11 protein-coding genes are annotated in these 13179 nt (G+C 65.5%); 6 read left to right on the top strand and 5 right to left on the bottom strand.

Annotated features, from left to right (window positions below; genetic code table 11):
* Positions 1 to 201 precede the first annotated feature (201 nt).
* From Q0030_RS24945 to Q0030_RS24920, 6 genes are all read left to right on the top strand, one after another.
* Entirely contained in the window at positions 202 to 1137 is a 936-nt protein-coding gene (locus Q0030_RS24945) for a DUF3280 domain-containing protein (RefSeq protein WP_298372840.1), read from the top strand.
* A 107-nt stretch (positions 1138 to 1244) separates the two neighbouring features.
* Positions 1245 to 2156, top strand: coding sequence for an amino acid ABC transporter substrate-binding protein (locus Q0030_RS24940; protein WP_298372838.1), 912 nt, complete (start codon positions 1245 to 1247; stop codon positions 2154 to 2156).
* 273 nt (positions 2157 to 2429) lie between these two features.
* A complete protein-coding gene (locus Q0030_RS24935; RefSeq protein WP_298372836.1) occupies positions 2430 to 3443 on the top strand; it encodes an ABC transporter substrate-binding protein in 1014 nt (337 codons plus the stop codon).
* A gap of 341 nt (positions 3444 to 3784) precedes the next feature.
* Positions 3785 to 4003, top strand: coding sequence for a hypothetical protein (locus tag Q0030_RS24930; RefSeq protein ID WP_298372834.1), 219 nt, complete (start codon positions 3785 to 3787; stop codon positions 4001 to 4003).
* Positions 4004 to 4132: 129 nt separating this feature from the next.
* Positions 4133 to 5320 carry an NADH:flavin oxidoreductase/NADH oxidase gene (locus Q0030_RS24925; protein ID WP_298372831.1) on the top strand — a complete coding sequence of 396 codons (1188 nt, stop codon included), beginning with the start codon at positions 4133 to 4135 and terminating at the stop codon, positions 5318 to 5320.
* 185 nt (positions 5321 to 5505) lie between these two features.
* Positions 5506 to 6855: a S41 family peptidase gene (locus Q0030_RS24920; RefSeq protein WP_298372828.1), complete on the top strand. Its 1350-nt coding sequence runs from the start codon at positions 5506 to 5508 to the stop codon at positions 6853 to 6855.
* 197 nt (positions 6856 to 7052) lie between these two features.
* Here Q0030_RS24920 and Q0030_RS24915 read toward each other — a convergent pair whose 3' ends face one another.
* From Q0030_RS24915 to trpD, 5 genes are all read right to left on the bottom strand, one after another.
* Positions 7053 to 9785, bottom strand: coding sequence for an EAL domain-containing protein (locus tag Q0030_RS24915; protein WP_298372825.1), 2733 nt, complete (start codon positions 9783 to 9785; stop codon positions 7053 to 7055).
* A 158-nt stretch (positions 9786 to 9943) separates the two neighbouring features.
* Positions 9944 to 10735 (bottom strand): hypothetical protein, encoded by a 792-nt coding sequence (locus tag Q0030_RS24910; protein ID WP_298372822.1) that lies wholly within the window; start codon positions 10733 to 10735, stop codon positions 9944 to 9946.
* A 9-nt stretch (positions 10736 to 10744) separates the two neighbouring features.
* Positions 10745 to 11284 (bottom strand): cyclic pyranopterin monophosphate synthase MoaC, encoded by a 540-nt coding sequence (gene moaC / locus Q0030_RS24905; protein WP_298372819.1) that lies wholly within the window; start codon positions 11282 to 11284, stop codon positions 10745 to 10747.
* A 4-nt stretch (positions 11285 to 11288) separates the two neighbouring features.
* Positions 11289 to 12110 carry an indole-3-glycerol phosphate synthase TrpC gene (gene trpC / locus Q0030_RS24900; RefSeq protein ID WP_298372816.1) on the bottom strand — a complete coding sequence of 274 codons (822 nt, stop codon included), beginning with the start codon at positions 12108 to 12110 and terminating at the stop codon, positions 11289 to 11291.
* A 10-nt stretch (positions 12111 to 12120) separates the two neighbouring features.
* A complete protein-coding gene (trpD, locus tag Q0030_RS24895) occupies positions 12121 to 13134 on the bottom strand; it encodes an anthranilate phosphoribosyltransferase (protein ID WP_298372813.1) in 1014 nt (337 codons plus the stop codon).
* Positions 13135 to 13179: the final 45 nt, after the last annotated feature.

Genomic DNA, 13179 nt, shown 5'->3' with positions numbered 1-13179 from the left:
CCTTGGGCGCGTGGTTGCGGGCAGGGCCGTCATGCCCATTAAACGGCAGAACGGAAGCATCGAGAAGCGCCGCCTTTGGGGGCGGACCACGGTCGTGAAATTTTCCCGGCACCGGCCGGGAGGCGCTCCGCTGCGGCGCGGAGGCCAGCCGGCCTAGGCTGCGACCCAACCGACCGCAGCAGCACCTGAAAGGCCTCGATTATGCGCCAGTCCCGCCTCGTCGTGTACGCCCTCGCGTTGATCGGCCTTCTGGCCGGACCTTGTCCGCTGCGCGCCGAAACGGGCGCCGCCGTGGCATCCTCGCTTGGCGTCAGCATCGATGATTTCAGCTATATCGACACCTCGGGCGAGGTGATCGATCAGACCGCCGTGCATCAGAAGCGGCTGGATGCGTTCATGGCTGCACTGCGCGCCGATGTCGCCGCCGAGCCGCGCTATCGCTTGGTGCCGTCAGCGGCGCCCGCAGGCGAAGCCCAAATCAAGGTGGTCGGCGGCGTGCAGAAGATGAGCACGCTGGTGCAGTGGGCCAAGGTGGCCGTCATCGATGTCGGCGCGAGCCGTGTGCTGTACGAAAAGCTCTACACGTTCCGCGGCGACAATGACGAGGCATGGGACCATGCGCGGATGTTCGTGTCGCGCGAGGTGCGCGCCGCGCTCGCCGCGGCGCTGCCGACGGCGCAGACCGCCGCCGTGGCGGCGATCGGGCTCGCCGTGTTCGAGTTCGAGCTCGAGGATAATTCCGCGGCACCGTCGTCCGGCCTTGCCGGCTCGGATGCCGCCACTCTGGCCGACGTCACCCGGGGTGTCCGCGACCGGCTCGCGCAATCGGGCCGCTACCGCCTGGTCGATACCGCCGGCGCAACGGCCGAGCTCGTCAAGGCGCGGGCGCTGCGCGACTGTGACGGCTGCGAAGCGGCGATCGCGCAACAGCTCGGCGCCGATCAATCGCTGATCGGCGTGATCAGGCGGGTCAGCCGGACCGAATATACGGTCGGCTTCCAGGTGCGCGACGCCCGCAGCGGTGCGGTCGTCTCACGCGGCGACAGCGGCTTGCGGATGGGCGCAGATTATTCATGGACCCGCGGCGCGGTTCACCTGGTCGGCGACCGCCTGCTCGCGGGCGCGGCGCAGCAGTAGCGATCCGGACCATCGCAAAGCGCGATAGCTGATAGACACATCATCTTCTATCGCCGGGCTTGTGTGTGGGCTATCACCGCCATCCGATCACCGCACAGGAGCCGCCGATGCGTTTGCCCGCCGTCCTCTTCGCTCTCACGCTCGCCGCAAGCCCCGTGGCAGCCGAAGAGCTGTCGGGCACGCTGCAGAAGATCAAGGAGACCAGGAAGGTCACGCTGGGCTTTCAGGAGGCCTCCGTTCCCTTCAGCTATCTCGACGACAACCAGCGGCCGATCGGCTTCGCGCTCGATATCTGCCTCAAGATCGTCGATGCCGTGAAGAAGGAGCTGGGTATGCCCGACATCGCGGTCGACTATCTGCCGGTGACCTCGTCGAACCGCATCCCGCTGATGGTCAACGGCACGATCGACCTGCATTGCTCGGCGACCACCAACAGCGCCGAGCGCCAGAAGCAGGTGACCTTCACCAACTCGCACTTCCTGAGCGCGACGCGCTTTGCTGCCAAGAAATCGTCCGGCATCAACACCATCGACGACCTCAAGGGCAAATCGGTCACCGCCGTTGCGGGCTCGGTGAACCTCACGCAGCTCATCAAGGTCAACGCCGAACGCAAGCTCGGCATCAACGTTCAGCCGGCCAAGGATCAGGCCGAGGCGTTTTTGATGCTGGAGACCGATCGCGCCGAGGCCTACGCGCTCGACGATGTCCAGCTTGCGGTGGCGATCGCACGATCCAAGCAGCCCGCGCTCTACATGATCAGCGAGGAGGCCTTCTCGAAGGCCGAGCCCTTCGGAATCATGCTGCGCAGGGAGGACGCGCCGTTCAAGGCGCTCGCCGACCGCGCCACGGCCGAGCTCTACCGGAGCCCGGAGATCGATGTCATGTACAAGAAGTGGCTGGAGCAGCCGACTCCGCCGAACGGCATCAACTACAACGTCCCGATCTCGCCGGCGCTGCGCAATGCGTTCGCTCATCCGAGCTCGAGCTTCGATCCGGATGTGTACGAGGTTGCGAAGTAGCGCGGCTGTAGTAGCCCGCATGAGCCAACGGGTCGCGCGAACACGCGCCCGATCACAGGCTCCGCGACATGCGGGGACGTCACCGTGAACTGAGAGAACAGCCGTCGCGGCGCTCATCCGGGCTACGTTTCGTCGTCGGATATGGTTTTCCGCGCCAAGCCGTCAATCCTTGGAACGGCTTTTCGCGCGCGCGGCCAAAAACGAAATAGCGTCTCATATACATCGGCAGTTAAGCTTGCGGCAGTTGTGACAGCTGATCAGGAGCCTGCGCCGGTGACCACGCCATTCCTCTCTCGACGTTCTGCGCTCGGCGTTCTCGCCGGAGGTCTGGTTGCGGGCCGCGCGCGCGCAGAAACCGGGGCGGGTGGGGGCGCCGATCTCGGCGGTGTCACGCTGCGCGTCGCCTATTACAAGGGCGGCTGGCGTCCGCTGCTGCAGGCGGCCGGCGAGGACAAGACGCCCTACAGGATCGAATGGAAGGAGCTCAACAATGGCGTGCTCCACATCGAGGCATTGAACGGCGATGCGCTCGACGTCGGTTCGGGCAGCGAGATTCCGGCGATGTTTGCCGCGCGCCAGAACGCCAAGGTGCGCTTCATCGCCGTCACCCATGAGGATCTCAACATCCAGGTCACGGTGGCGGCGAAGGATGCGCCGATCCATTCGATCGTCGATCTCAAGGGAAAGCGCGTCGGCTATGTGCGCGCGACCACGGCACATTACTTCCTCGCCAAGCAGCTCGAGGAAGCCGGACTCGCGTTCAGCGATATCGAGGCGATCAATCTGACGCCGTCGGACGGCTACTCGGCGTTCGCCTCCGGCAAGCTCGATGCCTGGGCGATCTATGGCTACAACGGGCAGCTCGCCATCGCAAAGCAGGGCGCCCGGCTGCTCAAGACCGGCGTCGGCTATCTCTCGGGCAATTTCCCGATCTACGCCAATCCGAAGGTGGTCGACGATCCGCTGCGCCACGCGGCGTTGACCGATCTCTTGCTACGCATCCAGCGCGCCTATGCGTTCGCCAACAAGAGTTTTCCTCTCTATGCGGCTGCGCAGGTCGCTGAGACCCATCTGCCGTTGCAGGACATTCTCGACCAGTTCGCCCGCCGCAGCGACGACTTCTCGCTCGCCGGCGTGAGCCCTGACGTGCCGGAGACCCACCAGAAGGTCGCCGACACCTTCCTCAAGCTCGGCGTGCTTGACGCGCGCGCCGAGGTCGGAAAATTCTGGGACAGGAGCTTCAACGACGCAATCGCCGCCGGCGCAGCAAGGCTCGCGCGGAGTTGACGGTCGCCGTGAGGACGTAGCCCATATGGGCTAGGCGATGGACGGACAGATTCCCGGAGATCGCGGCATTCTTCGCGATAAAATTCCAGACCGCTTGGAACTGCAGAGATTTACGACCCCAGCGTGACGGCTGGGGCCGCGGAAGGTGTTGTGTGCCTCTGGGGCAATGATCAGAGCACAGCCACCGAACGGCACACAGACGAGAAAGTTCCAGCATGGCCGCGGCCGGCTGTGCCGTGCTGCCATGCAGAGCGGAATGCTTGCAGGTCGCGCCAGGTCCGTACGATGATGGTGACCAGATCGAATGCGGGGTCTGGTAGACGGGCCGGGCACGGCCTCCGATGGGCTGGACCACTTTTTGTTTGCAGTTGGTGATTGTCGCTTATGCGGATTGTTGCTCGGAGCTGAAATTGAATCACGACACGTTGGCCAAGCTCACCGTCACCATCATTGTCCTGGTCGCGCTGCTGGTCTGGCGCGTTGCCGACCAGAAAAAAGCGATCGCATGCGGGGCAGACTGCCCGACGGACGTGTCGGCGAACCGGAAGCCGGCGCAATAAGATCAGAGCAGCTCGTCGATCGATGTCGCGCGCCGCGTGCCTCTATCGGCCGTCGCGCGATGCGTATATCGTCGACACCAAATACAAGATCGATCCCGCGCGCCGGGTAACGACCTCTATGAGGAAGCGATGTCCGACACGCTGCTGTTTTCGCCGATGACCATCCGCGGCGTCACGTTGAAGAACCGCATCGTGGTGCCGCCGATGCATCAGTATTCAGCCGAGAAGGGCTTTCCGACCGACTGGCATCTGATGAACGCCGGCAAGTTCGCAGCCGGCGGCGCGGGCCTCGTGATCGTCGAATCGACCAAGGTCGAGCGGCGCGGCTGCGGGACGATCGGCGATCTCGGCATCTGGGACGACAAGTTCATCGCGCCGCTCAGCCGGCTGGTCGGCTTCATCAAGCAGCAGAACGCAGTCGCCGGTATCCAGCTCGGCCATTCCGGCCGCAAGGCGCGCGCGAGCCGTCCCTGGGAGGGCGACCGTCCGCTCGAACGCAGCGCCGCGATCGAGGATTGGGATGCCTGGACGCCGGTGGCGCCGAGCGCGATCGCCCATAGCGAGCGCTGGCCGGTGCCGCGCGCGCTGGAAACGCATGAGGTGAAGGACCTCGTCGCGGCCTGGGGGCAGGCGGCGCGGCGCGCGCATGAGGCCGGGTTCGAGGTGCTCGAGCTGCACGGCGCCCATGGCTATCTCGTGCACGAATTCCTCTCCGCGCGCGCGAACCAGCGCAGCGACGAATATGGCGGCTCGGAAGCCAACCGGATGCGCTTCCTGATCGAGGTGACGGAGGCGGTGCGCGCGCACTGGCCGGATCACAAGCCACTGTTCGTGCGGCTGTCGGTCGAGGACAATGCCGGCTGGGGTCCGGAGCAGAGCGCGCGGCTGGCGGCGATCCTGAAGGGGAAGGGCGTCGATGTGATCGACTGCTCGTCGGGGGGAATCAGCGAGATGGCGCCGATCCTCGGCAAGGAGATCAAATACAACTATCAGGTGCCGCTGGCGGAATATGTCCGCCGGAATGCCGATATCATGACCATGGCGGTCGGCCTGATCATCCATGGTGACCAAGCCGAGCAAATCCTGCGTGACAAACAAGCAGATTTGATCGCGGTCGGCCGGGAGATCCTCAATAACCCCAACTGGCCGATGGATGCCGCGCTGAAACTCGGGGTTGAAGGGCCATTTCGCCATGTTCCTCCACAGTTTGGCTATTGGTTGGGCACGCGGGCCAAGCGCGGATTCGGGACCCAGCCGTCGACCTGGCAGAACGGGTTGCGGGAGGCTGGGCCAGAGGCCGACCGGGAGCTGACTTGAGCCTGACGTGGTGCTGACTAAATGCTGATTTGGAGCTGACCAGGGCATCGTGACAGGACCGTAATGGTCCGGTGACAAGGCGGCCTTGATCCGACCAAAAAGCCGTTGTGTGGTGCCCCCGTCGGGGTGGGGCAGGCGAACGTTGCGGAACGTTGCCGGCCGATAGCGAAAAAGGATCGCGGATAATGCGCAAACATGTTGGCTTCTTCCTCGGGACGGTTGCGGGAGCGTGTCTCACCCTGCTCGTGGCCTCGCCGCAGGGGGCGCATTTGTTCGCCGTCGCCAATGCCGCCGCGCATGCCGACAACACCTATTCGCAGCTCAATCTGTTCGGCGAGGTGTTCGAGAAGATCAAGACCGACTACGTCGAGAAGCCCGAGGACTCCAAGCTCGTCGAAGGGGCGATCAACGGCATGATCTCCTCGCTCGATCCGCACTCCCGCTACATGAACGAGAAGGGCTGGGCGGAGATGCAAGAGACCACGCATGGCGAGTTCGGCGGGCTCGGCATCGAGGTCACGATGGAGGACGGCTTCGTCAAGGTGGTGGCGCCGATCGACGACACGCCGGCTTCACGCGCCGGCATCATGTCGGGCGACGTGATCACCTCGATCGACGATGAGCAGATCCAGGGCCTGACGCTCGACCAGGCCGTCAACAAGATGAAGGGCGCGCCCAACAGCTCGATCCGGCTGAAGATCGTCCGCAAGGACGCCGACAAGCCGATCGAGGTCTCGATTGTCAGAGAGATCATCCGCGTCCGCCCGGTGAAGTATCACGTCGAGGGCGGCGACATCGGTTATATCCGCATCACCTCGTTCAACGAGCAGACCACCGAGGGCCTGCGCAAGGCGATCGGCGAGATCCAGAAGGAAGTCCCGCAGGACAAGCTCGCCGGCTACGTCGTCGATCTCCGCAACAATCCGGGCGGCCTGCTCGACCAGGCGGTCTCGGTGACCTCGACGCTGATGCAGCGCGGCGAGGTGGTCTCGACCCGCGGCCGCAATCCGGAAGAAACCCAGCGCTTCACCGCCCATGGCGGCGACATGACCAAGGGCAAGCCGCTCGTGGTGCTGATCAATGGCGGCTCGGCCTCGGCCTCCGAGATCGTCGCCGGCGCGCTGCACGACCACAAGCGCGCGACCCTGATCGGCACCCGCTCGTTCGGTAAGGGCTCGGTGCAGACCATCATTCCGCTCGGCGCCGGCAATGGCGCGCTGGCGCTGACCACGGCGCGCTATTTCACCCCGTCAGGGCATTCGATCCAGGCGCTTGGCATCAAGCCCGACATCGAGGTGCTGCAGGACGTACCGGACGAATTCAAGACCCGCTCCGAGATCAAGGGCGAGGCCTCGATGCGCGGCCACCTCTCCGCCGAGGGCGCCGAGCAGACCGGCTCGCAATCCTACGTGCCGCCGGACGAGAAGAACGACAAGGCGCTGGCCGCGGCGTTCAATCAGCTGCGTGGCGTCACTGTGAACGCCGACGCCAAGAACGCGGACAAGGCCGCGCAGAAGCGGCCGGTGCCGAACTAGAACCTGAGCCATGTAGCCCGGATGGAGCCATCCGGGCTACGCCGCCGTCAAAATATCGAAAACAACCCCATGCAAAGTAGCCGGCGGTGGCTGGCGCTCGACCAGGCAATTTGACACGTCGGGCAATTTCAGGGTATTCTTCCAATATTCCGAAATTGTACAGGCGCCCGCTTCAGGCTTCCGACGTCTGAGAAGCCTTACGCCGCGCCGGCGACAGGCCTCCGCCGGCGCGTGGCGGTCGGACCTGCAGCGGGGCCGCGGCGATGCCCGGCCAAGAGCTCGCGGATCTGGGCGGCCGGCTTCGGTGGGCTGAACAGATAGCCCTGCATCTCCGAGCAGCCGAGCTCGCGTAGCAATTGCTGCTGCTGTGCGGTCTCGACGCCTTCCGCCGTCGTGGTCATGCTGCGCTCGGCGGCGATGTTGACGACGGCCTCGACGATGCCGGCCGAACCTTGCGGATCGGCGATGTCGGTGACGAAGCAGCGGTCGATCTTGATCTTGTCGAACGGGAAGCGCTTCAAATAGCTCAGCGACGAATAGCCGGTGCCGAAATCGTCGAGCGCGATCCTGATGCCGATGGCGCGGAGCTGGTGCAGCGCGGCCAAGGCCGTCTCGTCATCGCGGATCAGCACGGCCTCGGTGATCTCGAGCTCCAGCCGGCCCGCCGACAGGCCCGATGCCGCCAGCGCGGCGATCACCTTGAGCGCCAGCGTGCCGGTCCGGAACTGCACCGGTGAGACGTTGACTGCGAGCTTGACGTGGTCGGGCCAGTTCACGGCTTCCTTGCAGGCCGTCATCAGCACCCATTCGCCGAGCTGGTTGATCAGGCCGGTCTCCTCGGCGATCGGCACGAAGTCGGCCGGCGAAATCATGCCGCGCACCGGATGGCGCCAGCGCACCAGCGCCTCGCAGCCGGTGATCTCGTTGCTGCGTAGGTCGACGCAGGGCTGGTAATACACTTCGAGCCCGCTGCCCGCGGCGATGGTCTGCCGCAGCTCCATCTCGAGCTCGCGGCGGGCGCGCGCGTCGGCATCCATCGCCGGTTCGAAGAAGCGCGAGACGCGCCGGCCGGCCGACTTCGCCGCATACATCGCAAGGTCGGCGTTCTTCATGATCTGGTCGAGATCGGTGCCGTCCCTCGGCGCCAGCGCAATGCCGATGCTGGCGTCGGTCGTGACCTGGTGGCCGAGGCATTGATAGGGCGAGCGGATCACCTCGTAGATGCGCGCGACGAGGTCGGTGACCTCGACCTCGTTCTTCACGCCGGTCTGCACGATCGCAAATTCGTCGCCGCCGAGCCGCGCGACGAAATCGCCGTCGCCGATCACGCCGGATAGCGTCCGCGCAACGGACTTGAGCAGCTCGTCGCCGACCATGTGGCCGAGCGAGTCGTTGACGCCCTTGAATTCGTCGATGTCGATATAGAGCACCGCGAGCTGGCTGTCGGGGGTGACATGCGGCAGCTCGCGCTTGATCTCCTCGTGGAACAGTGCGCGGTTCGGGAGGTCGGTGAGCGCATCGTAGTGGGCAAGGTGCGTGATGCGCTCCTCGGCGCGGCGGCGCTCGGTGACGTCCTCGTGGGTCGCAAGCCAGCCGCCGTCGGCCAGCGGCTCGTTGACGACCTGGATCGAGCGCCCGTCGGGCGTCGCGATCACCATGGTGTTGCGGATGCCGACGTCGCGCAGCACGAGGTTGACGTAGCGCTCGACGTCGCCCTGGAACGAACCGGTCAGGTGGCGATGCACGATGACGTCGCGGAAGCTGCAGCCGGGCCGGATGACGTCGGCGGATAATCCGTACATCTCGATATAGCGCTTGTTGCAGATCACCAGCCGCTGCGCGGCATCGAACAGCAACAGCCCCTGCGTCATGTTGTTGACGGCGGTGTCGAGCCGGAGCTTCTCCAGCGTCAGGCGCTGCTGTTGGGTGCGGTGCTGCTGCAACAGCTTGCGCACCACGAGCGTCAGCAGGATCGCGATCGCCAGCACCGATGCTGCGGTCACTGCGATCAGCATGCCGATCTGCTCGCGCCAGTTGGCGAGCGCCGCTTCCGTGGTGGTCGTGGCGACGACGACGATCGGGAATTTGGTGAGCGCCCGCGACGACACCAGACGGTCCCTGCCGTCGACCGGGCTGGTCAATCGCGAGGTGCTCTGCGGCAGCTCGAACACCTGCTGCTGATTGGCGGGGCCGGTGCGGAAGTTCTTCCCGATCATCTCCTCGACATGGGGATAGCGCGCCAGCAGGGTGCCGTCGCGATGGTGCATCGAGATCGCGGCGCCTTCGCCGAGCGCAACGGTCGAGAGGAATTTCTCGAAGGTCGCCGGCTCGATGCCACGGCCGACCACGCCGAGGAATTCGCCATGCGCGCCGGTGACCTTGCGGACGATGACGGTGGTCCAGCCACCGTTGACGCGGCTGACCACCGGCGCGACCAGCATCTCGGGCGAGTAGGGGCTCGATTTGAAGATCTGGAAGTAGCTGCGGTCGGCGATGCTGACCTGCGGCAGCGGCCAGGCGCCCGAGCTGTTGATCAGCACGCCGTCGGCGTCGAACACGTTGAGGCTGCCGACATTGGACAGCGCGTCCATCTTGGACTTGAGCATCGCATGGATGTCGGCGGCCGACATCCGGCGCTTGTAGTTCTCCGGCGTCGCGATCCCGTTGTCACGCATGAACGCGATCAGGTCGCGCTGGACGACCTCGAGATCGTCGAGCTGCTGGTCGAAATGCCGCGCCAGCAGCAGCACGGTGTTTTCGAGCTCACGCTCGCTGTTGTGCAAGGCGCGCTCGCGGAAATTCCCGGCCATCAGGGTGGCGCCGATCGCGATCGCGGCCATTAGCGCGGCACCGCCAAGGATCAACCAGCGGATCGGACCGGTGCCGATCACCGAGTTGATGTTGAACGAGGTGCTGCCGTTTGGATTCATGTGTCGCTATCGCCCAGGCGTTTCACCCGGAAGTAGGTTTCGTGCACCTCCGGCCCGCGAAAGTCGTATCCAAACGAGATGGAGCGGCGGTTAGCGAGATTGGTTAACGAAAGGTTGTGCGTCTTCGCGAAAGCCGCTGCCGCGCAACGGTCTGCGACCTACCTACTGGCGCAGGACGACGCGTCGGGGTCGATCTCGACGTGCTCCACGAAGGTCTCGAGCGCCGGCCACATGTCCCAATAGAGACGATTGAGGACGGGATCGACGTGATCGTTGCCGGGGCGTGGCAGTCCCAGGACGGCTGCCATATCGATCTCGAACGCTGTCATGTCACCGAATGGGCGCTTGAAGTGGACCGCCGGCGCGGGATAGCCCGATCCGGCGATGATCCCCATGATATCGCCATCCGGCCACTCGAACCTCAATTGGTGCAGCAGCCGCAGGTGCTGGCTCGTGAAGTGGAAACTGCCGTCCGGCTCGAGCCGAGGCAGTTCGGCTACGACGGCTGCAACGCGCGCGTCGGGCAATCCGACGAGCTCCTGCCGGAGGCGCCGTTGCATCGTCGCATTGTCCAGATGACCGAGCTTGTACTGTCCGTCGGCGAGGTCGCAATTGTGCAGCGCCCGGATCAGCAGCGCCGAGACCTCGCGATGAAACCGCGCAACCGCCATGCGATCGCGCGTGCCGATGATCGGGCCGAGGTCGGCGACGATATCCGCGCTGCCATAGGGCGCCAGCGGATCCACGACCGGACCGCCGCTCTCGATCCGCGTATTCCAGGCGAACTGCAGTTTGCGCAACGCTTCGACATGCTTCGCCGTGATCGTCAGGGCAGGACTCTCCGAATCGGCATAGATTTGCCGCTCGGCCTGCCACCGCCACGCGATCCATGCCAGCCAGGCAAACGCCGCCAGGATCGGAACGAGCCAAATCAGGCGTCGGCTGCGCATCGGTCGCAATCACTCGCCCGCGCGATAGTGCCCGGACTTGCCGCCGATCTTCTCGACGAGGTGAATGCCTTCGATCCGGATGCCACGGTCGACCGCCTTGACCATGTCGTAGATCGTCAGGCAAGCGACCGAAACCGCGGTCAGCGCCTCCATCTCGACGCCGGTCGGCCCCGTCACCTTGACGCTGGCGCGGACGATGCAGCCGGGCAGCTTGTCGTCGGTTGCGATATCGATCGTGACCTTGGTCAGCGCCAGCGGATGGCAAAGCGGGATCAATTCCGAGGTTCGCTTCGCCGCCATGATGCCTGATATCCGCGCGGTCGCCAGCACGTCGCCTTTCTTTGCCTGGCCTTGCTCGATCAGCGCAAGCGTTGCCTTGCTCATCAGGACGCGGCCTTCGGCGACCGCGGTCCGTTCGGTCGCAGGCTTGGCCGAGACGTCGACCATCCGCGCATCGCCCTTGGCGTCGATATGGGTGAGGGCGGTGCCCGAGCCCGACGGTTCGGCCTTGGTGTTAGCCTTGCCCTTGGCTTTGGTCTTCCGCGCCATCGCGTCAGCGCGTGCCGGTAGCGCGCGGTGTGGCTTGCCGCGTCAGCAAGGCACGGGTCGCCGCGGTGACGTCCTGCTGGCGCATCAGGCTCTCGCCCACCAGGAAGGTCGACATTCCGACGCGCTCGAGGCGGGCGAGATCCTCCGGCGTGAAGATGCCGCTCTCGCCGACCATCAGGTGGTCGCCGGGGATCAGCGGCGCCAGCGCCTCGCTGGTCGCAAGCGTGGTCTCGAAGGTGCGCAGATTGCGGTTGTTGACGCCGATCATCGGCGAGCGAAGTTTTAGGGCACGGTCGAGCTCGGCGCGGTCGTGGATCTCGACCAGCACGTCCATGCCGTAGCCAAGCGCGGCGTCCTCGATCTCGCCGGCCGCGGTGTCGTCGAGTGCGGCCATGATGATCAGGATGCAGTCGGCGCCATGGGCGCGCGCCTCCGCCACCTGGTAGGTGTCGAACATGAAATCCTTGCGCAGCACCGGCAGATTGGTCGCCGCGCGCGCGGCGACCATGAAATCGAGATGGCCCTGGAACGAGGGCGCATCCGTCAGCACCGACAGGCACGCCGCGCCGCCGGCCTCATAGGCTTTCGCGAGCACGGGCGGATCGAAGTCGGCCCGGATCAGCCCCTTCGAGGGCGAGGCCTTCTTGACCTCTGCGATCAGAGCGTAGTCGCCGCGAGCATGCTTGTCCTTCAGCGCACGGACGAAGCCGCGCGGGGCTGGGCCCGCCTTCGCCCGCGCCTCGACGTCGGCGAGCGGACGCGCACGCTTCGCGGCGGCGATCTCCTCGCGCTTGTAAGCCTCGATCTTGGTCAGGATGTCGGACATCGCTTAATTCTCAACCGTTGGAAACCGCGACCAGATGCTTCAGCCGCGCAGCGGCCGCGCCGCTGTCGAGCGACTGGGTGCCGATCGCCACGCCTTCCTTCAAATCCTTGGCACGGCCGGCCACGATCAGCGCGGCGGCCGCGTTGAGCAGGGCGACGTCACGATAGGCGCTCGGCTTGCCGGCAAGCACGCCGGACAGCGCGATCGCATTGGCATCGGCATCGCCGCCCTTCAGCGCCTCGCCGCCGACGCGGCCGAGGCCCGCATCTTCCGGCGTCACCTCTGACGTCCTGATCTCGCCGTTCTCAAGGGTTGCAACGAAGGTCGGGCCGGTGAGGGTGATCTCGTCGAGGCCGTCGGAGCCGTGCACGACCCAGACCTTGTCGGAGCCGAGGTTCTTCAACACCTGCGCCAGCGGCTGCACCCATTGCCGCGAGAACACGCCGACCATCTGCCGCTTGACGCCGGCCGGGTTCGACAGCGGCCCGAGCAGGTTGAAGATGGTGCGGGTGGCGAGTTCGACCCGGGTCGGGCCGACATTCTTCATGGCCGGATGATGCGAAGGCGCGAACATGAAGCCGATGCCGGCTTCCTTGACGCAGCGCCCGACCTGCGCAGGCGTCAGGTCGAGTTTGACGCCGAGCGCGGCCAGCACATCGGCGGCGCCCGAGCGCGATGACAGCGCGCGGTTGCCATGCTTGGCAACGGGTACGCCGGCGCCGGCCACGATGAAGGCGGCGCAGGTCGAGACGTTGACCGAGCCCGAGCCGTCGCCGCCGGTGCCGACGATGTCGACGGCCTCCGCCGGTGCGGTGACCGGCAGCATCTTGCCGCGCATCGCGGTCACCGCGCCGGTGATCTCATCGACGGTCTCGCCGCGCACCCGCAGCGCCATCAACAGCCCCCCCATCTGCGAGGGCGTGGCCTCGCCCGACATCATGCTGTCGAAGGCGGACGCCGCTTCTTCACGCGTCAGCGTGGCGCCGGTGGCGACTTTTCCGATGATCGATTTCAGGTCGTCCATTCGCTGGCTCAGGGTCTGTTGTTGGAGCTTGATCGCCGCGCAGCG

It is taken from the genome of uncultured Bradyrhizobium sp. (assembly GCF_947648125.1).
In the GTDB taxonomy this organism is placed as follows: Bacteria; Pseudomonadota; Alphaproteobacteria; order Rhizobiales; family Xanthobacteraceae; genus Bradyrhizobium.
Note: the sequence above shows the minus strand (reverse complement) of the source record. Positions and strands in the feature narration are given on the sequence as shown.

What these genes read in the sequence shown, in the direction of transcription:
- Q0030_RS24945 (WP_298372840.1), top strand. Translation starts at nt 202, where the DNA reads ATGCGCCAGTCCCGCCTCGTCGTGTACGCCCTCGCGTTGATCGGCCTT.
- Q0030_RS24940 (WP_298372838.1), top strand. Translation starts at nt 1,245, where the DNA reads ATGCGTTTGCCCGCCGTCCTCTTCGCTCTCACGCTCGCCGCAAGCCCC.
- Q0030_RS24930 (WP_298372834.1), top strand. Translation starts at nt 3,785, where the DNA reads ATGGGCTGGACCACTTTTTGTTTGCAGTTGGTGATTGTCGCTTATGCG.
- Q0030_RS24925 (WP_298372831.1), top strand. Translation starts at nt 4,133, where the DNA reads ATGTCCGACACGCTGCTGTTTTCGCCGATGACCATCCGCGGCGTCACG.
- Q0030_RS24920 (WP_298372828.1), top strand. Translation starts at nt 5,506, where the DNA reads ATGCGCAAACATGTTGGCTTCTTCCTCGGGACGGTTGCGGGAGCGTGT.
- Q0030_RS24915 (WP_298372825.1), bottom strand. Translation starts at nt 9,785, where the DNA reads ATGAATCCAAACGGCAGCACCTCGTTCAACATCAACTCGGTGATCGGC.
- Q0030_RS24910 (WP_298372822.1), bottom strand. Translation starts at nt 10,735, where the DNA reads ATGCGCAGCCGACGCCTGATTTGGCTCGTTCCGATCCTGGCGGCGTTT.
- moaC (WP_298372819.1), bottom strand. Translation starts at nt 11,284, where the DNA reads ATGGCGCGGAAGACCAAAGCCAAGGGCAAGGCTAACACCAAGGCCGAA.
- trpC (WP_298372816.1), bottom strand. Translation starts at nt 12,110, where the DNA reads ATGTCCGACATCCTGACCAAGATCGAGGCTTACAAGCGCGAGGAGATC.
- trpD (WP_298372813.1), bottom strand. Translation starts at nt 13,134, where the DNA reads ATGGACGACCTGAAATCGATCATCGGAAAAGTCGCCACCGGCGCCACG.